Source organism: Aureispira sp. CCB-E (assembly GCF_031326345.1).
Classification (GTDB): Bacteria; Bacteroidota; Bacteroidia; order Chitinophagales; family Saprospiraceae; genus Aureispira.
On record NZ_CP133671.1, the window covers coordinates 1,358,900 to 1,381,411 of the forward strand.

Annotated in this window: 7 protein-coding genes; 4 read left to right on the forward strand and 3 right to left on the reverse strand. The window is 36.9% G+C overall.

Annotation, left to right across the window (positions count from 1 at the left end; genetic code table 11):
• The first annotated feature begins 523 nt into the window (after positions 1-523).
• The 4 genes from QP953_RS05150 (at position 524) to QP953_RS05165 (ending at position 12,049) form a co-directional block, all read left to right on the forward strand.
• The gene (locus QP953_RS05150; RefSeq protein ID WP_052594513.1) at positions 524-1,870 is read left to right on the forward strand and encodes a TolC family protein; all 1,347 of its coding nucleotides are present in this window, start codon (positions 524-526) and stop codon (positions 1,868-1,870) included.
• 337 nt (positions 1,871-2,207) lie between these two features.
• Complete coding sequence (locus tag QP953_RS05155) at positions 2,208-3,551, forward strand: efflux RND transporter periplasmic adaptor subunit (RefSeq protein WP_052594511.1); 1,344 nt, start codon at positions 2,208-2,210, stop codon at positions 3,549-3,551.
• Positions 3,552-4,183: 632 nt separating this feature from the next.
• Positions 4,184-9,466 (forward strand): T9SS type A sorting domain-containing protein, encoded by a 5,283-nt coding sequence (locus tag QP953_RS05160; RefSeq protein WP_197043794.1) that lies wholly within the window; start codon positions 4,184-4,186, stop codon positions 9,464-9,466.
• 408 nt (positions 9,467-9,874) lie between these two features.
• The gene (locus QP953_RS05165; protein ID WP_052594507.1) at positions 9,875-12,049 is read left to right on the forward strand and encodes a peptidylprolyl isomerase; all 2,175 of its coding nucleotides are present in this window, start codon (positions 9,875-9,877) and stop codon (positions 12,047-12,049) included.
• A 119-nt stretch (positions 12,050-12,168) separates the two neighbouring features.
• Here QP953_RS05165 and QP953_RS05170 read toward each other — a convergent pair whose 3' ends face one another.
• The 3 genes from QP953_RS05170 to QP953_RS05180 all read right to left on the reverse strand — a co-directional run bounded on the left by QP953_RS05170 (position 12,169) and on the right by QP953_RS05180 (position 22,506).
• Positions 12,169-12,918, reverse strand: coding sequence for a tetratricopeptide repeat protein (locus tag QP953_RS05170; protein ID WP_309554183.1), 750 nt, complete (start codon positions 12,916-12,918; stop codon positions 12,169-12,171).
• 186 nt (positions 12,919-13,104) lie between these two features.
• The gene (locus QP953_RS05175) at positions 13,105-18,390 is read right to left on the reverse strand and encodes an AAA domain-containing protein (RefSeq protein WP_309554185.1); all 5,286 of its coding nucleotides are present in this window, start codon (positions 18,388-18,390) and stop codon (positions 13,105-13,107) included.
• A gap of 96 nt (positions 18,391-18,486) precedes the next feature.
• Positions 18,487-22,506 (reverse strand): AAA domain-containing protein, encoded by a 4,020-nt coding sequence (locus QP953_RS05180; RefSeq protein WP_052594503.1) that lies wholly within the window; start codon positions 22,504-22,506, stop codon positions 18,487-18,489.
• Positions 22,507-22,512: the final 6 nt, after the last annotated feature.

Consider the following 22,512-nt stretch of genomic DNA (forward strand, 5'->3'; position numbering starts at 1 on the left):
AATAATTTTAAGTAATCGTTCAAAAAAAATAACAAGTAAAACAGCCTTCTTTTTGCGCTACTCTTTATCAGAAAAACTTGCCTTAGCTCGCTAAGCCTTCCTTTTTCTTCTTGGATTAGCAAAAAAATAATCCCATTTTTTGCTATTATTTTTTCTGACCACCTACTTAACAAAACAAATCATCGTCAAAATGGCTTTTACCTGTTCTTGGTAATTACCTATTAGAACGTTAAATATACGGTATTTTTGAACTAAATATTTTAGATTCATGTAAGTTGTTTTAATTTATTGATTCGCGTCATGCAAAAAAATTGAAGTAAGGTTGGCAAAGAGAAAAAGAACGCATGAAGAAATAATAATATAAAACCACGGATGCCCTTTGGTTTTAACGTATCATAGAGCTACTTTGGAAAGTTATTTGATAGTCTGTCAAGGACAGAATATACATATTATAATCTTAGTAATGGAACAAAATTATGAACTATAATTAGGTGCATTGCTTTCAATCAATTTTATATCATTTATGCGTAGGCAAATTCTTTTTCTATTTTTTTTATTGGCAACGGTTCAGGTAAATGCTCAAGACAATGACAAATGGTCATTGGAAAAATGTATCAACTATGCCATTCAAAATAGTTTGCAAGTTCAACAAGCAACTTTAAATCAAAGTCAAGCACAATTGACAAAAAAACAAGCAGTTTGGGCACAAGCTCCCAATATTAGTGCAGGATATCGAAACGGTGTTAATATAGGAAATACGGTCAACCCGACCAATAATGAGTTGATTACAATACCCAACTTCAACTCGGGCTTATCCCTTAATATAAATGGAGTAATTTTCCAAGGACTTCAAATTAGAAATACCATCAAACAAAGTAAGGTAGACTTGGAAGCTGCAGGAAAAGATGTAGAACAAGCCAAAAATGATGTGGCCTTATCGGTTGCTCAATCTTATTTGGCAATTCTGCTAGCGGAAGAAAGCAAAGGTGTTTTTGAAGAGCAAGCCAAAGTAACCAAAGCCCAATATGAGCAAACCATCAAATTAATAGAAGGTGGTGTTTTGGCCGAAAATAGCAAATATGATTTGGAGGCACAGATGGCAAGAGACGAAGAAAATATTGTTATTGCCCAGAATAATATAGATTTGGCGTATGTCAATTTGAAAGTATTGATGAACGTAGATGTTGCAAAAAATATTGCGATAGAAATAGTTGGTGATTTGGATGTGGATGAAACCTTGGAAGAAGCTACCTTGGAAGAGGTTTACGAAGATGCCATTAACAGTCAACCTAATATTTTGGCTTCTAAATTGAGAGAAAAAAGTGCTCTGCTTAATGTGAGTATTGCCAAAGGCGCTTTGTGGCCAACCGTATCTTACTATGCAGGTTTTGGCAGCAATTACTCTACAGCATACAAAAATCCAGTAACAAAAGAGAGTATACCTTATTTTGTTCAATTGGGAATAACGGCCTCAGCGAATGCAGGAATCAATATCTCTATACCTATTTTTCAAGGACTAAGAACTAGAATCGGCATTCAAAGAGCAGAATTAGGAATTAAAATTGCAGAATTGGCAACCACACAATTAGAAGCAACTCTAAAATCTAATATAGAACGTGCGCTAACAGATGTTAGGGCAGCAAAAAAACGATTGGCTGTATCAAGAAAGAGTGTTACAGCTACCCGTTTGTCAGTAGAAAATACGCGCAAACGATATGAGTTGGGAGTTGTGAACTCTTTTGAGTTGACAAGTGTTCAAAATACATTGATTGCTTCAGAATCTAGTGTGCTGCAAGCCAAATATGATTACCTCTTTAAGTTGAAGATTTTAGATTACTATAGAGGTCGAGCAATTACAATTAAACAATAGTTCGTTGAAACCACGCAGTAGCAGCGAAGCTAAACTTTATTAGTTTGATAATCAATAAGTTGTGTATTTGTTGTGTTTTGTGTTATAATTTTGATTATCAAACTAATATAAATGTGATTTTTTATCTTTTTTGGTGAAAAAGTAAAAAATCAACGAACTACTAAATTAAATAAACCACATTTAAAATAATAGTTTGCCAATTCTAAGGTGAGTTATTATAAGGGACACCTTTTATTATTACTTCGTGGGAAAACCGCATTAGCTTGCTTTGTAAAATTGCTTAGTTGGCTGTGTTGCTACTACGTGGTACTTCGTGAGGTCGCAAGTTTATAAAGCAATGACAACAAAAAGAAAGAGCAAGAAAGGCTGGTATATTTTATTAATACTAATTGTTATAGTTGCAGCCGCTACTTATTATAGAATGAAAAATTCAAAAGATGAAGTAGAAAAAGTAGCTGTCGAAGCCGCTCAAAAGCGGACAATTGTAGAAACTGTTTATTCTAGCGGTAAGCTTTTTCCTGCTACAGAGTTAGAAATAACATCCAATGTCTCTGGAACAATCATTGAATTATATGTAGAAGAAGGGGATTTGGTGAAAAAAGGGCAATTGCTGGCAAAAGTAGACCCAGAAGCACTGGTTTCTATTGTCGAACGAGCTGAGGCTGCTACTGATGGTTCTAAAGCTCAATTGGAAGCAGCAAAAGCTCAAAAGAAACAGTTAGAAGCGCAATTTGAGAATACTCGGATTATTTATGAACGCAATAAACAGTTGTACCAAGAAGGGGTTATTTCTAAAGCAGAATTTGAAGCCGCAGAAGCAACATTCAATACCTCAAAAGCGAATATAGAAGCAGCCGTGCAAAATATTTTGGCTGCGGAATTCTCCGTTAAAAGCGCAGAAGCTACGGTAAAAGAGCAAAAGAAAAATTTGTCACAAACTAGAATTTATGCGCCAATCAATGGTGTCGTATCTACATTGTACAAAAAGCAAGGGGAGCAAGTAGTTGGAACTGCTCAAATGGCAGGAACTCCTATTCTTAAAATTGCAAACTTAAAAACAGTAGAAGTACGTGTAGATGTCAATGAACGGGACATCCTAAATACAGCAATTGGTGATAGTGCTGATGTTGAATTGGATGCTTATCCTGATCGCAAATTTTTGGGGGTGGTCACACAAATAGCCAATACTGCTACGGGGTTAAATGCATTGACTTCTACAGCTCAACTAACATCTGATCAGGTAACTAATTTTGAAGTGCGTATTTTGATGTTAGAAGATTCTTATAAGGATTTGGATACACAATCAGATCGCTCGCCATTTAGAGCAGGTTTGTCGGCATCAGCAGAAATAAAAACAAACACAGCAACTAATATTCTATCGGTTCCTGTTGCTGCTGTAACAGCTAGAGAAGAAGAGGAAGAAACTGTACTTCCTAATTCAACCCCAAAAGAGGAAGAGAAAATTAAAGAGTACGTCTTTGTTCAAACGGGAGATTCGGTTACCATGCGTCAAGTAACTACTGGTATTCAAAACGACAACTTTATAGAAATTAAATCTGGTTTAAAGGAAGGCGAAGTTTTGGTAAAAGCTCCCTACGATGCGATTTCTAAGACTTTAGAGGACGGTACCAAAATAGAAGTAGTAGAAGAAAAAGAGTTGTATAAAAAAAGTAGCCAATAGGAATAGCTACGTTATCTGCTAAAAAGTATCCCTGTGACCAGTTGTGTTGCAGGGATACTTTTTTTATTGGCTAGAGTTAAATCATATAATCAATTTAATTGCATTAGAACAAGGGGCTAACTTTTAGGAGTAAGAAGGTAAAAAAAACTTCCTATAATGGAATATAAAATTAATGATTAGCCAAGTCTAGGTTAAATATCTCTAGACATTAGATATCATCGAAGGTTTCATCAATTTAGTAGTTTTTCAAACGACATTTGTGGGGTGTTTTTGTGGTGTACAGAAATTTAACAATTATTCTATCATTTTTTGTTTTTTACTAAGAGAAAGAATGTTAGTTTTGTATGTTTTTTTGTTACCAAAGAATGAAAAAATATAAATCTTAGCCCTGTATTTTGCTGATAGTTAGATGTTTATGATTTTGTTGGTTGTGTGAATTGTGTTAAAATTTAATGCTTTACTAGGTGGATGTGTTAAAATTAATATAAATAAGCAGCTGATAACAAATGAATAAGATAGATACTAAAAATTAATGATTCTAAGACAAATATCTCTATAATCAATAGAAAAAGCATTGTTCTAATTGATATTTAGAGATGAATATTTACCCCATTTTAAATACTAAATATAATATGAAATTTACAACCTTAGTTCTTGTCCTATTACTGCTCAGAGTAATGAACAGTTACGGACAGTTAAATACCTCCGGCTACCGTGTTGATCAGTCTTGTAATGATGTAGAAGTTTGTCAAGGTGCTTCTAATGGAACATACACGATTACAGCAAAAACATCGACTTTAAATAATTTTCAGATTCAATTAGCAATGCCTTTTGGCATTTCTTATGTAGCAGGTTCTGTTAATATAGGAGCAGGAGCATACACCATTTCAGAAGTTAATATTAGTGATTTGCGAAATCCAGTTTTTGCAATTAACAATGGTGCAAGCCCTGCCAACTTATGGGGAGTGGGAGACCAAGTAACATTTACGGTATCTCGAATTGCATCTTGTCCTTCAGTAGCTCATGCATTAGCAGGAAGAGCCTTTAAAGACAGCATAGCAATTTCTTACGAAGACAATAATGTCGTAGAAACAGGGGCAGACAGCGACACTACATATGGTGTTTATAACATTGATTTTGCCTCTTTGAGTATCTTAGCAATCCAAAATGTCAATACAACCTTAAATACCTCAGAAACTAGAAACGTAACTGTTCGTCAAGGAGGAAATAGTTGCATTCAAAGATTTCAGCATTTTGTAGTTGTTGGTAGAGATGTTAGCAATTATCAACTTAGTTTTGGAGCGAATCCATTGACACCTATAGCTACTGTAGCTAATGGAACTAGTACTGCTGATACACTATTCTATGCAATTAATCTTAACAATGCACCGTTTAACGGCGCAGTAGGAAATGGAAACAATTGCTTTGAAAACGGTGAAGATATTCTTTTTTCCGAAACATTCTCAACAACAGCTTGCGAAGAAGTGGTAATTAAGCACCATGCTAGATGGGGGTGTACCAATCTAGAATACTGTCAGACAGCGACGCCACAAGTGGGACCAATAACATTTATCGGTGGAGCTCCAGCACTCTCTTTAGTAGAAGTTGGTGGTGCTACGGCACCTGAGCTGTGTGATACGATAGAACATACCATTCGAATCACCAATACTGCAAGCCCTACCAATCCAGCAGGCGGTTCGATTGCATTTGATGTGGCTATTGTTTTTGGTTTAGGTGCTAATAACGGTCCTTTGGCAACATCAGCAGTAAATACGTTATGGGGAACGAATAGGAATGATACTAGGTACTGGGGCAACTTTAGGATAGGAACCAATACGGTTAGCGATTCTGCTTTGTCGTATTATAACAATAGTGCCAATGATGCTGGTTTTGGAACGGCGTCTTTTTTGATTCAAGATCGATTGACCTTTGATCCTGATGGACCTGGGGGCTTGGAAGATTTAGACAATGATGGATTTTATGATGATTTGGCTCCTGGAGCTTCTTTTGAAATATCGTTCGACTATTGGTTGTCGATTAGAGATAATTGTGGAACTAGCAATTATTATAATTATGTAAGTTGGGAGCATAAATATTTTGATGTTTCTTTTAAAGATCAATGTCAGCAAGATAGAACACCTGTTCGCAGAGACTTGGGATACCGCAATATTATTCGAAACTACCTCAATAGTACTTTTATAGCAACACCATCAGACGTGTTTGATGGGCAAGATTTTGTTGTTGGTATTATGCCTCATTTTTATAACAATGGGTATCAGTGTAGAGGAGAGTCTATGTTTACAGGCTCTCAAGTAAAGTGGTCAATTAGTTTAACGCTACCAAATGGAGTGGATACTTCCAATGCGCTTAGCACAATTGCCAACCTAGATAGTGAATTGTTGCCATACAATCCTACGATTACAAAAGCTGGAAACGTAGTGACGTATACATTGGATCGATATGTATACGACACACTGCATTTTTCACTCAATTTCGATTGTTTGAGCTATACCGATCCTGCTGTCTTAAATATTCCTTATACGACTCATTACTTTTGCGGAACACCTGGAGATACCTGTTTTTATAGAGAAGTACATTGTGGTACTTTATCCAATATGCTAACCCATTGTCCTAGCAATTGTAACGGACCGCTCATTTATTCCTTTGATGCCAGTCGAACTACGCCAGGTTATACCGACAATACTAAAACTGCATTCGTTACTTTAGATCCTGCAATACATAAAACAAAATTTTATAACCCGTACGATACCATGTTGGTGCAAGCCAATGCTATTATTAAAGATACAGCTGTAGGTAGTCTGCTTTTAAATTTAAGCCTAACACCAAGTAGTGGAGGAACTGATTTTCTTACGTTTGTAGGAGGAGAGATTTTGATTAATGATGTATCATCTGGAACAGGATTTCAAAGCTTTGTACTGGATGGAATGCCCGCAAATCTGACAAGTGTAGGAGGACAAAATTATGAATACACCATGGATCTGTCCAAATACAAAGATTCTATTGGTGCGACTTATTTATTTGGAGGAGATGTTGGTTCTAGTATCTATACAACAGATACGGTTTTAGTAAAGGCTCGATTTGTAGTTGGTGAAAATTTTGGAACACAGGTACCACATTCTATTACCCCATTTAGGGCTAAGTTTTCGACGCTATTGAGTAATGGTACGGCAATGGCTTGTGATAGTTTGGGAGATATTGGGCAGTACGAGAAGGTGAGCTTTGGTTGGGGCGCCAATGGAACATATACGTTTAGCCATTGTAACGAAGTAACACCATTGATTTACTTTACACACAGCGCATTTACAGGAGATGATCATCCTAACGAGTATAGACCGCCTTCTCATTGGGACTCTGTTAAATTTGTAATTCCAAATTATAGATATACTGGGACGCAATTTTCATGGTCCAATGCCCCTGGATTTACAATATTACCCAATCGAATTAGTGGTGATACTGTGACAATGTATAGACCTACCACTGGTTATAGTGATCGAGATAAAAGAGGAACGTACTATCCTCCATTTAGAGCCAATATTATGGGGAACTGTGAGACACCAACGCTGCAAACTATGCAGGCTTGGAATTATTACAAGGAGTTTGCTTATCATCCAGACCCTACTGTACATCGAAATAGAGAGAATTATAGAACGGCAACGCTTCGGTTTATTCCACCTACTTGGTCTTTTCAGGCATTGACCCCAACCGTAAATGGTACACAAGATACCGTTTCTTGGGATATTGAGTTGTGTAATACAACAAGTAATGCTGATGTAGATTACAATTGGCTAACGATCCCTGCTCATGCCGATATTAAGGTAGAGGCAATTTATAATATTACAACTGGGGCAGAGGTCGCAATTGCTTATACAGAATCCAACGACTCGATTATCGTAGAGTTGGGCGGTTTAAACCGAAATACGTGCCAAGAATATCGAATCTATGCAACATATACAAATTGTTCGAATCAGGTATTGGCAGTGAATCATGGATGGGATTGTCAAGCTTATCCTTCGGATTATGAGTCGATTACTAGCGCTTGTTATAGATCAATTGATCTATTTTTAGAGCCTCGTGCCTCAGAAGTTCAAGTTAATATTCTTACTCAGCCAGTGACACCACAAGATCTTTGTACCGATACTACCTATATCATTGAAATAAGCAGTGCTCAATTAGCAGACTTAAGAAATCCAATGCTTGATATAAGAGGAGTCACAGGGGTATCTTTTTCGAGAATAGGGGTAGAATATCCTAGAGGTTCTGGAAATATAGAAGTGTTAACACCAACAATAGCGGCTAATTTAGCCAATGTCAACCTTTCGAATCATACGAGGATAGCAGCTAACAACAATAGTATCAAAGGAACGGCCAATGCCGCCATTAATAACGAACGTTTTATTACTGTTTATTTAGACGTACAATTTACATGTGATTTTTCACCCAATTCTTCGATGTCTTTTTCTGTACGAGGAAGCCAACCTTGTGGAAATCCTGCCGTGGGGAATGCAGTGAGGGTAAAAACCAATCAGATCGAAATCAATGGAGCTGTGGCACCATATAACGCATATACAGGAACTACCGTGTCTCCAAGCCCTATTCGAGTACAAGATTGTTCTGCAATGACAACAATTCGAATTCAAACAACAATTATTGGAGATACGACTACTTCTAATGATACAACAGAGGTCTTTTTGCCATTAGGAACCACATACGTTCCTGGCTCTTATAGTTGTAGTAGTAGTGCTTGTCCTAGTGGAATTTCTTTGGATACCACTAATGGAAGACCAAGGCTAGTTTTTCCATACCCATCGGGAATCACATCAGGTACTACATTGGATTACACATTTGGAATAGAGGGATCTACTGGGTTCTGTTCTAACAATGAAGAGTTAGAAGTCAATAGTTACGTTGTTGCTGGGAATATAAATTGTCTAGGCACCCCTTGTGGTCCTGTTAAAATTATTACAGGAGAAGCGGATGAGTTGGCTATTGTCGAAAAACCAGATTTGGCGATTAGTAATTTGACTGGTCGTTCTTTTAGTACAGGCTCGACTCAAACTTATACTGTTTCTCAAGAGATTACCAATAATGGGTTAGATGCTCCAGCGGGGACAGCAGTTAGTTATTATTGTATTGATGGAGCAGGCAATCCTATTGGAGCCTCTATCGGAAATGCCACGATATCAACTCCTATCGCTAATGGACAGACGATTCAAGAAACAACTAATTTTGTTGTTAACAGCTCTTATCCTTGTAGCAATAGAACAGGATTAGCAGCGATTATCCGTCCTAGTAATACACAGTGTATTTGTGCGGAATCTGCTACCAACTATTCTGCCTTATTATTACCTGTAGAATTTATGATTTTTGAGGCAGAATTAATAGAAGAGCAAGATGCTTTATTGACTTGGAAAACAGAGGATCAGAATAAAAATGTACGATTTGAAGTAGAAAGAGCTTTGTCAAACAAGAGCAATGGTTTGGTTTATGAAAAAATTGCTACTGTCAATGGCAATAATACAAAAGAGTACACACATACCGAACCTAACTTGGTCAGTGGAGTCCACTATTTCCGTATTAAAACTATAGATATTGATGGAACAATAAGTTATAGTTCTATTAAGGCATTAGTGGTAGAGCCTAAAGAGCAAGTTGTTGTTATTTATCCGAATCCGTCACAAGGCAAAGTTTGGATTGACATTACAGGCAAAGTTGGTTCAGAAAAAATGGATATAGAGGTGTTTAATAGCATTGGACAAAAAGTACACCATCGCTCGGTTGATAATGATTCTAGAATAAAAATGGATTTAAGTCACTTGCCAAGTGGTAGTTATGTTGTAAAAGTAAGTAGTCCGTTTATACACAAAAACATTAAACTAACGATTTCAAAATCGTAAAAGTAATTTGTAGGAAATAGAATTTACTTTGGTTTAGAATGCTGAGTATTAGTTGTTAATACTCAGCGTTTTTGTTGAAGTATGCTCCTGAAATAAACCTGCTAAGAAACGAAGCATAGCTATTTTAGGACAAGAGATTGTGGATTGTTTGAAGGTAAAAATAGGGGTTTAATGGATTAAATTAACAGAGAGAAATATGAACTCCTTACACAAAAAGAAAAAAAAAGCGTAATGAATTGGACAGATTCAGCTTTTTTTCATAAAAAAATGTATTTTTGTGCCGTTTTCCTTTTTGGAAAAGAGTACTTAATACAAAAAGGAATAAATCAAACCAATATTTAAAAAGAATCGTAAAAGGCGCTCAGAACAGTTCTGGCGCATCAAACAAGGTTAAAATACAGATAAAAGATGGCTTTATTAGGGACAATTAGAAACCGATTTGGTTGGGTGATGATGGCATTAGTTTTTGTTGGTGTCGCTTCATTTCTATTTATGGACATTAGTCCTGGCGCAAATACTGCTTCTGGTCGCTCAGCAACAGTTGGTTACGTCAATGGAGAGAAAGTTTCTAACGACTTGGTACAGGAGTATGCTTCTGATTACAAAGGAGCTGGATATCTTCAAGAAGAAATTCAAGCCCAAGTATGGGAGCGTATTGTTGGAGAAAAGTTATTGACTCAAAAAACAAATGAGGCAGGAATGTTGGTTACTCCTACTGAAATGGGAGATTTGTTCCTTAGTGAAGATCCTAGATTGTTAAGTCCTGTTGTTCAAAGCCGTCTAGCAGACCCTAAGACTAGACAAATCAATAGACCACAAATAAAGCAAATGATTGAACTGTATAAAAATACAGGTGCATTGATGCAACAAGCAGGTGGTAATAAGCAACAACAACAACAGTTGTTGGAGCAACAAAAAGAATGGTTGGCTTTGGAGAAAAGCGTTAAAACTAGAGCATTACAAGACAAATACTTTGTTGCTTTAGAAAAAGGTATTTACACACCTTCTTGGATGGTAGAAATGGAGAACAAACTTCAAGAAACAGGATATAACTTTGATTATGTGCGTATCCCTTACACTAGTATCAAAGACAAGGTAGAAGTATCTGAGCAAGAAATGAAAGAGTACATTTCTAATCATGCTAGACAGTACAAGCGTAAAGCGACCGCTAATATCGAGTATGTTGTATTTGATGTGAAGCCAACAAGCGAAGATTCTATGTACTACTATACTTCAATGGAAGAGCGTGCTCAAGAATTGAGAGATGCGAAAACAACCAAAGAGGATTCAAGTGTTGTTTTGCAATACACTAGAGACTTTGCACCCAATTTCTATACTAGAACAGAAATGCCTGCACCTGCATCTATGATTGATTCCATTTTTGGAGCTGATGAAGGAACGGTATTTGGTCCTTATGTTGAAGGTCAAAAATACAAAGTGTTGAAGAAGGTGAAAGAGAAAAACTTGCCTGACTCGGTAAGAGCACGCCACATTTTGATTCGTGCAGAAGATCCTACTGCGGGACAAAATGCTAGAATCTTATTGGATTCTATCAAAAATGTCTTAGAAACTGATCCTACGGCTTCATTTGATTCTTTGGCAATGCAATTTAGCCAAGATGGTTCTAGCTCTAAAGGTGGTGATTTGGGATGGCAAGGAAAAGATGTTAGCTTTGTTCCTCAATTCAAAGAGTATATGTTCTATACTGGTGAAAAAGATAGCTTAGAAATACTTTATACTCAATTTGGAGTACACTTAATTCAAATTACAGATACTAAATATGAGACCGATAGAGTTGGAATTCGTATTGCTGTATTAGAAGAGGCAATTATTCCTACAAGCAAAACTACAGAGACCAAAAAACGTGAAGCAGTTGAGTTCATTGCTAACAATAGAACCTTGGAAGAAATGAAAAAGGCAGCTAAAGAAAAAGGTTTGACCTTATCTCCTGCAACTGGTTTGGAAAAAGGTGCGTATGAAATTTCTGGTTTGGGCAAAAATTCTACTGCTGCTAGTATTATTACTTGGGCACATCTTCCTGAAACAAAAGCAGGAGAGGTTACTGGAAGTGCTTATGCGGTAGATAATGACGAATTGGGATATACAGAAAAATTTGTTGTTATGGGATTGTCTTCTAAAGTCGATGCAGGTTTGGCTACGATTGAGGATCCTCAAGTTCGTGCGGATGTTGAAACGATCTTGCGTAATAAGAAGAAAACAGAGGTTGTTAAAAATAAATTGGGTACTCTAACTTCTTTGGATGCTATCGCTGGAGCATATGGCGTAATCAAACAAAGTGCAACCAATGTTCAGTACGGAAGTGCCAACGTAGGGACAGATGGAACAGAACCTAAAGTAGCTGGTTTGGCTGCTAATACAGAGGTTGGTCAAATGTCTGGTGCTGTTGGTGGTAAAACAGGAGTATACATTGTACAAGTAACTAGCAGAAATGAGGCACCTCCAATTGCAAATGTAAAAACTGCTCGTGAAAAAGTAACAAGACGTATTTCTCAAGCGGTTTCTTCTGGAGTATATGAAAATATCAAAGAAAATGCAGAGATAGTTGATGAGCGTATCAACTAAAATTGCTTCACTTCACTAGAACAAAAAAAGCTGTGCCACTAGGCACAGCTTTTTTTGTTGATAACATTATCATTATCATAATAAAAATGCTCTATGAAGAAAATCAAGCAAAATAAATTTTAATCTTGCTCTTGCATTTCTAACTCAAACTGAGCCGCTTCTACCAAGTGCGTAACATCTGCGCCTAAATCTTTTGCCCTTTTCAAGTCAGCTAGGGCTTTTTTAAATTCTTGAAACGTCATATAGAATGCTGCTCGTTCGGTATAAGCTTCGGTATATTCAGGATTTAGTTCAATCGCCTTAGTATAGTTTTGTTCTGCTGTTTTAAATTCTTCAGGACTAACATCTTGTTTGAATTTACCACAATGAAACTGATATTTGGCATTGTCAGGTTCGTGTTCAACTGCTTTTTTCATATCTGCCAATCGAGCTTTGTGATTGTGCAAATCATTGTATACCCAAGCACGAGCAGCGTATAATTTTGCAGACGTACCGTTTAATTGTAGCGCATTGGTATAACTAGCAATTGCTTCTGTGTATTTTTTTTGTCGTTTTTGATTGGTACCAATCATGTAATATATCTCTGGATTATCTGGTTGATACTTCAATGCTTTGGTACAATATTCAATAGATTGGTCGTGTGCTCCTTGGTTGAATGCCGTGAGGGAAGCGTTGTAATACGCAGTGCCAATGTTCGTATGTGCCTCTTTGTTTTTAGGATTGATGGCAAGACACTTTTCATAACATTCGATAGCTTTGAGATAGTCACCCGAATTATGGGCTTTTACGCCATTATTATAATGCTCAATTTCTCCTTGAGCCAATAGCATGACTGGAACTAAAAATAAAAAGAGGAATAATGATTTCATATCTAGTTGTATTAATATATGTGATGTGAGAGGATACTCAATTATTTTAGGTCTAAAAAATTACTTTTATGAGTTTAAATAGTAGCAGCGCAGCTAACTATTGTTTAAAATAATTCCAAAAAATATGCCTCTTTTAAGCGATAAGTCTATGTGTTTTGACATTCTAAACTGATTAATGAAAGAAATTTATGCTTTGGGAGATTTTATCCACTCTAGCAATTGTTCCTTTGCCGTTTGAATATCGTCCCACCAATCTTTGGACCATATACGATGATAAATAAAACCAAATTCGGTTAAATGATGTTCCCGAAACAAATCCCAACAATATGCCTCTTGGGACGCGGTTTGATGAAAGGTGTCAAAATCAAAAGCCCATGTTGGTTTTCCTGTTGCATCTTTAACCAACAAGGGAATCGTAAATCCTGCGTATTGATAATTCACCAAGACCCTATTAGGAAAATGCTGTTTTAAGAAATTTGCGACTCGTTCCTTAAAAGCATTATCATTAGACCAATAGAGAGAGTCATCAAATAGAGCACTTGGAGAATGTTCTTGCAAAAGCTGTAAAATTGCCTTCCTAGAAGGATGATCTTCTTCATGCACGGCTTTGGCATAAGCTAAGTAAGCGTAAAAAACGGCTTTCCCGACATTCCCTTTTTCTTGAATAGCGGAGCGGTATTGTTCGTAATAATTGGAAGGAATTGACGTGAAAATAGCCAGTTTTTGCTTGGCTCTAGTAATAATAACATTCAGCAAGCGATAACCTTTTTGACGATTGATAGGACCATAATTTTGTATAAAAGAACCATCTTCTCGAAGCCCAAAAGTGGTAGAAATAACTAAAATATCCCGTTCGTCTCCTTGTATGTTTTCCAAATTTTTAACAAATAAACCATTCGTGAATAATTTTTGAAGTTGGGTGCGCTCTTTGCCATTTTGCACGCCTCGTTGTTGAATGCGTTCTAAAATAAGGTTGCGTTGATGCATATTAAATGTTGCAATGCCAACAGAAGGACAAGAACTACCACGATGAGGTTGCGCTATTTGAATGATATAGTCAATAATTTGTTCCGCCTCTGTCGGATTGGTATAGTTAAGGTAAGTGCCGTTAACAGCAAAAAAATCAATTGGCTTATAGGACTCTTGGTTTGGCATAGGAGCTAAGCGATTACTATAAAAAGCAGCATTCGAAAAATCGATCAAGTAAGGATGTTTAGAGCGGTAATGTACCTCCAAGAATGACTCTTTGTAATTTCCTTCTGCCAAGGCATACTCTAACAGTGATTCCGTGTGACTTAGAAAATCAATGCTTTCTTTGACCAAAGTAGGAGTTGATACTTCTTCTTCCCAATCGTCGTTAATCAACGTAGTGTTGGATAAAAAATAATCAGAAGGAGGCATTTGTTGACTATCTCCTGAGATAACCTTATAGCGTCCTCTAATCAATGCACAAAAGGTGTCCTCTAAACGCAATTGACTAGCCTCGTCAAATATAACTACGTCAAATAAATTCGGTTCTAGAGGCAAAATAGAAGAACAAACACTTGGACTAACCAATAGAACAGGAAAAAAACGAGTGAATAGTTGAGCATCAGTAGCTATTATTTTTCTAAGAGGCGTTCTCTTGCCACCAGTATGCCCTCGTTTGTTATACAAGCTGTGGAGTTTGATAGGTGCCTTCTCTTGGTGAAATCTTGCAACTGCTTGGCTTTGTTGTGCTCGCCAGTAACGCAAACTATGGGCAACCAATAGCTTTTTTAGTTCTTCCAAGTAATTTAAGAGGTGGTTTTTATGTTGGGTATAGTGTTGTTGATCAGGAATAGAGTTTTGGTGTTTTAACAAAAACGCATATAAGTACCAACTCGTAAAAGAAGCTTCCCAGTCGTGTGGTTGTACAAGAGCAAGAGCTTGATAGGCGGCTTGTTGTGCCGTTGAAAGTTGCTGCCAATACAGCCTAAAAGGATAATAAGCTTCAAAATTATTAAAAGCCCCTTGCAAGGTGATTACTTGTTGTTCCAATACTTCCAATTGAGTTTTTTGTTGACTCAAAATATTGTTCTTAAAACTAAATGTTGTTTCAAGGTGTTGGAAGGCATTAAAATTGACCTCAAATTGGTGCAAGTCCTCCGCAATGGTTGCTATAGTCGAAGCTAAAGGAATATAATTCAGAACGGTATCAATACTGAGCTCTTGTATATGGTTGTTAAGTATAGGTGCTCGATTTAGATACCACTGTTGGGTCCAAATTCTGTATTGCTGAATAGTTTTGAGTACTTCTTGTTGCAACAAACTTTTTAGAGGTTGGGAACTAGGAAAGTTAACATCAAAATAATTGTATTGTTGATGCAATTGCATCAATTGCTGGTATTGATGATCTAAGCTTTCTAGAGTGTAGGTTGTATTGGATGTAGAGAAGTTGTCATCTAGCGTCAGAGACCATTCTTGATCCATGGAGGTTTTAACGTATTCGAAATTTGTTTGCCACGCTTCTAATTGTGTTTCTAACGTTTTCCATTCTTCCAATTGCTCAACAAACAAGGTACTTTCTTTTTGAAACGGCAATTTTAAAAGTTGTTCTTGATTGTATTTTTGGGCATACTCTGCCAATTGTTGTACCCAAGTTTCAACTGTTGCTTCAAATTCTAAGGGCGCATAAAGGTGTTTTAACCTAAAATTAGTTTGATAATTTTTAATAATAGGCAGACGGGTAGGATACCAAGTTTCTACTTTGGTTCGATAAGCTGTCAGGTGTTCTAAAATAGTATAATAATCCATTAATTGGCTAGGGCGACCCAAGCGGATGAAATCATGTTCAAAGTAGTTGTGTTGTGCATGAATTTGGCTCAAAGCTTCAAAAGACGTTCTAAACGTAATGTCTTGAGGCGTTTCTTCTGCGCTGTATTCATAACTATTAGCTGCCCAGTTCGTTTCATTCTTAGCAACAAACTCATCAATACCTATTTTTATTTTCTGAACATCACTTTCGATTTCTTCCAATTGATCAAAGCGATCCCTCAAGCGCAGACTTCTATACTTAAATTCCAAAGGAATCAATTTGTTGCGCAGTATTTTTGATCTAAAATTACTAAGATGTTGGTTGATGCTTTGAGCTTGTTCCTTGTAGGGGACCGCTTTTAGGCTATATCTAGAATTGAGTTCTCTAACTTCTTTTTGTATGATACTATTTTGTTGCAAATGCCAATGATCGACCGCCTCTCGATAAGACTCTAACTGTTCTAGTAAAGCTTGAAAAGTGAAGGTCTTTTTATCTTTGGTTGATAAAAATTTAAAATTAAAATACTGGTGTTTTTGATGTAATTTTTGCAAGGCACTAAACCGACTTAAAACAGCTGTTTTGTCTTTCTCTAATTGCTTGTATTTTGCACCAACGCCGTGCAAAATAGCCCGAAAGAAGCCTTTATTTTTGTTAAAATAAAAAGGACTAGCTGCCAACCCATTTTCAATCGTACCAACCATTTCATCAATCCAATCCATTTTTTGCATATAAACAGCTTCAAAATGCTGCTCCAACAAACGTTCGTACTCATAAAGCGCTGCCATAATATCTTCCTTGGCTTCTTTAATGGTTGTTAGAGCTTCATCAACAGCGCTATATATTTCTCCTTTTATTAAGGTGGCTGTTTGGTCGATACCTTTGATTTTTTGAGCATACAAGTCTTCAAAGTGTGCTTCTAAAGTTTTATTGTATGTTGAAATTCCCTCTTGGATTAAATCTTGGGCATTTTGAACAAGGCGAAGCTGCTGCTCAACATTTTGGCGCAACAAAAATAGGATGTGTTGATAAATGGAACTAGCTTTCTCTATTTTTTGCTGATAAATATGGTAATAATGTTCTTCTAATTGCTCTTTGTACTGTTTTTGTGTGTTAGAAATTGTTGCTTTCGCTTGTTGAATTGCTCGCAAGGCAGTCGTCAAGGTTCTTTGAATCGCTAATTTAGCAGAGGCTGCGCTAGTGGCTTCAAAGTGCTTAAAATGAATCGCATTCAGCGGCTGTTCTAGTGTTTGGAGCGGTTTCAAGAGCACTTGTGCTTGTTCAAAACTATCTAAGATATGCTCTAATTCATTGGCCTCAAATGAGAAGCTTTCTAGAGATAAATGAGCTTCCAAAGCTTTTTTGTTTGCTTTTTCATTGGCATCCAAAAATTGATTGACCAAATCTGCCCAAGTGTGTTCTTCTAGCAGCGGTTGAAGCTGACTGTGATGAAAGTTTTGTAGTCGATGAATCTCTTTCAAGCAATTTTGAAGTAGCTTGACATAGGAAGGGTAGGTTGTATAATTGCTGTGTTTTTGTTGGGCTCGTTCTCTTACCGAATTGACAACATCTTGCCGATCTCTATAAATATCTTCTACAATGACCGTTAGTTCGCCCAGACCAAGTTTGATTAAGTTTTGTTGAACAACTTCCAGTGCTGTTTTTTTCTCACAGACCACCAAACAAGTCCCTTTATTTGCCAGAAGGTTGGAAATAATTCCCGTTAAGGTTTGACTTTTGCCTGTGCCAGGAGGTCCCTGAATCACTAGATTATTCCCTTTTTCTAACAAATGTAACAAGTGCTGTTGGCTAGGATCCATGTCTACGGCTGTTAAGCAGTGTTCCATCAATTGCTGTCCTTGAGCTTGCTGCGCTATCTTTTGTTGTAAAGATTGGATGTTGTTCATGAAATATTCCAAATCATTGATAATACTTTCTTTTTGAGATTTGAATAAACCAAAAACACCAGACCATAGCACTTTAGCTTGTGTTAACGGCAATTGTTCTATTTGTTGTCGGGAGGGTAAGGCTTGAATAGGTGCCTTTAATGCGGCTCTAAAATCTTGCTTTAAGTTTTGGGTATGATTAGGATATAGTTGAGATAATTGAGTATAGACCAATTGAATGATTTCTTCTTGATCCAGAATAGCATCATCCAGTAGCTGCTCATCAACAGGAGTTAGTTGCACAGCAGCATTTTGATGCAAAAAAGCTGCTAAGACTAGGTTATGGATAATCGGAAACTCTTCTTGTCGTGTGATGAGCCACTCGTTAGCACGTTTAAAATTGCGCTCAATATCCAAATACCAAACAAACAAAGGAGCTTTGATGATGCGGTTAGGGTCTTTTTGGTCACGATACAATAAAATCGGGAAACCAAAACCAAAGGTTTTGACTCCTTGCTCTGTAAAATGATCGTTATTTTCTATAGTTAATACAGATAGTCGCCGAAAAATAGTATTTAAAGCTGCTTTTTCAGAGTCGTCAGTTGTTGTGTTGGTGCTAAGCGGAAATCGGAAAGCCCTTTTACTCCATAATGCATCTAAAAAATCCTTGGCAGCATGAGGTCGCAAGGTATTAAAGTCTTCCAAATCTAAACGACTCAAATAACGTTCTGGCAAGGCATTGAGGTAAATAGAGCCTCTATTTCCTGTTGTTAGTTTTTGTTTTAAGTTATTTAGAAAACGAAGATTAAACATAGTATAGCTTTTTGTAATACTAAGAGTGACGAAGTGAAGTCAATTCCTAGAAATTCTACACAGATACAAAGCTTGTAGCTGATAGTAAGTTATTAATTACCCCATTGTATCACGAATTTGAATGATGAGTTTTTGTTGAGCTTGGTGGGTATTGTTCCACCATTCTTTAGACCAAATTCTATAACAAGTAATCCCCATTTTATGCAAATACTGCTCGTGAAACAAATCCCAAGCATAGGCTTCTTCTGATAATTTATGGTGATAAATATCATAATAAAAGGCAAGCCGAACTTGGTTTTGATCATCTAGGATAGCAATTGGCAAAGAAAAACCAGCATGTTGGTAATTGGCTTCAATTTTTAAATTTGGAAATTCTAATTCTAAAAACTGAAGTACTTGTTGTTCAAACAAATTGATTTTACCATCATAGAGAAAATCATCTACTGGTTTTTTAGGGCAATGTTTATAAACTAAATCTAAAATCGCTAATCGAGTTGCTTCGTCTTGTTGTTGAACCGCATTAGCGTAGGCTAAATAAGCGTATAAGATACTTTTGCCCGTATTGCCATTTTTTTGAATTTCTTGGGGGTAAGTTTGGTAGTATAGAGTTGGGATAGAATTAAAAATACAAACCTTTTGTTTGGCTCTAGTAACCGCTACATTAAGTAATTTATGCCCTTCATATTCATTGATATATCCCCACTGTTGTGGCATAGAACCATCTTCTCGCAAGCCAAACGTAGTTGAAAGAATCAAAATATCTCGTTCGTCTCCTTGTATATTTTCCAAACTTTTGACAAACAGACCATTTTCAAATAAAAACTGAAACTTCGTTCTGGCTTCTGGTTGTTGATGTGCCAATTGATGGATCTCTTCCAAAATTAAGTTGCGTTGATGTAGATTGAAGGTAGCAATTCCGACAGAAGGACAGGGAGTGGCATCTGTAATTAATTCTAATAAGTAATTGACAATTGCTTTGGCTTCAGATAGATTGCAATAATTGTTATAAATACCATTAATCTCTTTGAACTCAATCGGAATATAGGCTTCTTCTTCCAAAGGCAAAGACGTCAACCGCTTACCATAAAAGGCAGCATTTGAAAAATCAATCAAATAAGGATGTTTGGAACGATAATGTACTTCTAAAAAACACTCTTGGTAAGTTCCTGTTGATAAACCATACTCCAATAAGGAAGGAGCGTTGGTTAAGTAATCAATATTCTTATCAACCATATTTTGAGAAGAATTCCAATATTCGTCGTCCATGACAAAATCTTGCTGATTGCTTGTGATAGGAGAGTTGTGAAAACTATTGGGCGGTGGCATTTGATGGCTATCTCCTGATATAATTTTGTATTTCCCTCGAACCAATGCAGCAAAACTTTCTTCTAAATTGAGCTGACTAGCCTCGTCAAAAAGAACGACATCAAACATACCTGGATGTAAGGGCAAAATTTGGGAACAAACAGCAGGACTGACCATTAAAACAGGAAAAAAACTTTTGAATACCTCTGGAGCAGTTTCTATGATTTTTCTCAAAGGGGTACGAGCGCTGTGATTGTGTCCGCCTGTATTGTACAAATTGTTGAGCGTAAGCGGTGCCTTCTTTCTGTGAAATTCTTGAACAGCTTGCGTTTGTTTGCCACGCCAATATTTTAGCGTATGGCTAACCAGCGTATTTTGTAGTGTATTTAAATCTTTCAAATAACCATTTCTATTCGCTGCATAACTATTCTCATCAGGAATAAACTTGTCGTTGTGATGAGCTAAGAAATTCGACAAATACCAAGAGGTAAAAGCCCCTGTCCAGTCCTTGGGATTGGCTTGCGATAAGCCATGCAAGGCGGTTTGTTGATGTGGGCTAAGCTTAAGCCAGAAAAACTTAAGGGCATGATATGCGGTAAAATTATCAAACTCTTCTTTTAGTTTTTGAAGATTGTTGTCTAAAGCCTCAATCTGAGTAAGGCGTTTTCGGATGTTGTTGGTAACAAATTTGAACTGAACTTTGAAAACATTGCTAGTAGCAAAATTCTTTTCAAAAGTGTTCAGATTTTTGGTGATTTCAGTGACTCGCTTGTCAAAAGAAACATATTTGTAAATTTTCCCTGGTCCTAACTCCTTGACCAATCGTTGAATGAAAGGTGCTCGTCCTTCGAACCAGTCGTAAACTTTTGCTTTATAATCAATAACATGCTCTAGCAACTTTTGGAACTCCAGTTTGTTGTGATCGCTCACGTCCATAAACTGATGTTTAAAATAAGCATATTGAGCATGGGTTTTTTGTAATCGTAAGAACGATTCCAAAACGTCGACTTTCTCTGCTTCCAATTTTTTGTACTTATCGCTGACATTTTTCATCAATTTGCGATAGAAACCACCATTCTTGTTAAAGTAGTACTTAGATTGAGCAAAACCTGCTTCAATAATATCAACAATTCGATCTGCCAATTTCATTTTAGACAGATATACTTTAGAAAAGTGTTTTTCTAACAATTGCTCATATTCAAACAAGTACGAAAATGCATCTCGTTGAGCAGATTGGACGACAAAACAAACATTGTCTAATGCTTTTTTTGTATCGGCTTCTACTTGTATAGAATTAGCTTGACGGAAAAAACGGTCGTTTAAGGCATTGAGTGGATGATTGAGGGTGCCCAACTGTTTGAACAAGCCTTCTCCTTCAGAAAGAATGCTTAAAATATCTTCAAATTCGGTGGGCGTAAATTTAAAATCACTGGTTTTTAACAAGCCGACAAGCAACCCTTTATCATGTTGGCGATTACTATCCAAATAACGCCCAACTAAGTCGGTCCAAGTTTCGTCCCCCGAAAGTGGTTGGTGTAGCTTTTTGTGAAATGCTTGCAAACGCTCTACGTGAGCAGCACAACTTTGTAAAAGTCGAATAAAACTAGGCGATACTCGATAGGGTTGCTGCTGCAAGCCTGCCCGTTCTCGAACAGAATGTACTAATGCTGGGCGATCTCTATAGACATCTTCCACTATAACACACAGTTCTTCCAAGCCCATTTTTTTTAAGGTATTATAAATGATATCCAACGCATTTTTTTTCTCTGAAACAATTAGGCAAGTTCCAGCATTAGAAATGGTGTTGGCAATAATGCCTGTCAAGGTTTGGCTTTTTCCCGTACCAGGGGGACCTTGGATGACTAAGTTCTGCCCTTTTGACAATTGGTGTAATAGATGTTGCTGGCTAGGATCCGTTTCCAACATGGTGAAACTATGTTTCATAAAAGAAGAACGGTTGGGATCTTTGGGATTGGGATTTTGTTCGACAAGAGGTTGCAACTGATTGATGTGTTGTGCAAAGAAATCTAAATCTTTGATAATTGCATCTTTTTGAGAACGGAATAGACCAAAAACACCAGACCATAAGATGGCAGGGGTATCTAGTGGGAGTGTTGCAATTTCTTGTTCTGTTTTTATACGAGCAACATCACCATCAAGCACCTTTCTAAAAAGGAGTTTGGTACGGTTGGATATATTGGGATTAAGTTGTTGCATATGCAACTGTGCCATCTCTGCCAACTCATCTTTGTCCAAAATAGAATCTTCTAACATCTGATCGTACATAGGTTGCAAAACGATATTCGTGTGATTGCGTAGAAACGTTGCTAGTACGGTATTGGTCGCCACAGAAAAATGCTCTTTTTTTCGAATCAGCCATTGATTTTTGCGGTTAAAATCACGTTCAATATCAAGCGACCAAATAATTAAGGGGGCTTTGATAATCCTATTGGCATCATTAGGGTCTTTGATGAGAATAATTGGATATCCAAAACCAAATGTCTTATTTCCGTGATCGGCGTAGTGGTCGTTATTTTCAATTGCAATAGAACTCAATCTACGGATAATTTTTTCTTGCTGATTGTTGATGTTTCCATCTATCGGAAAAGTAATGGGGAAATCAAACCTTGATTGGGTAAACAAGAAGTCCAAAAAACTTTTTGCTTTTCCTTGTTGCAAAACATCAAGGTCTGCCAAGTCAAGGCGTGTAAGATAACGTTTGGGAAGAGCATTGAGGTAAATGGATTGCAGATTGTCTGTACTAAGTTTGTCTTTTAGGTTATTAAGAAAACGAATATCCAAGTTTTGCATTAATTC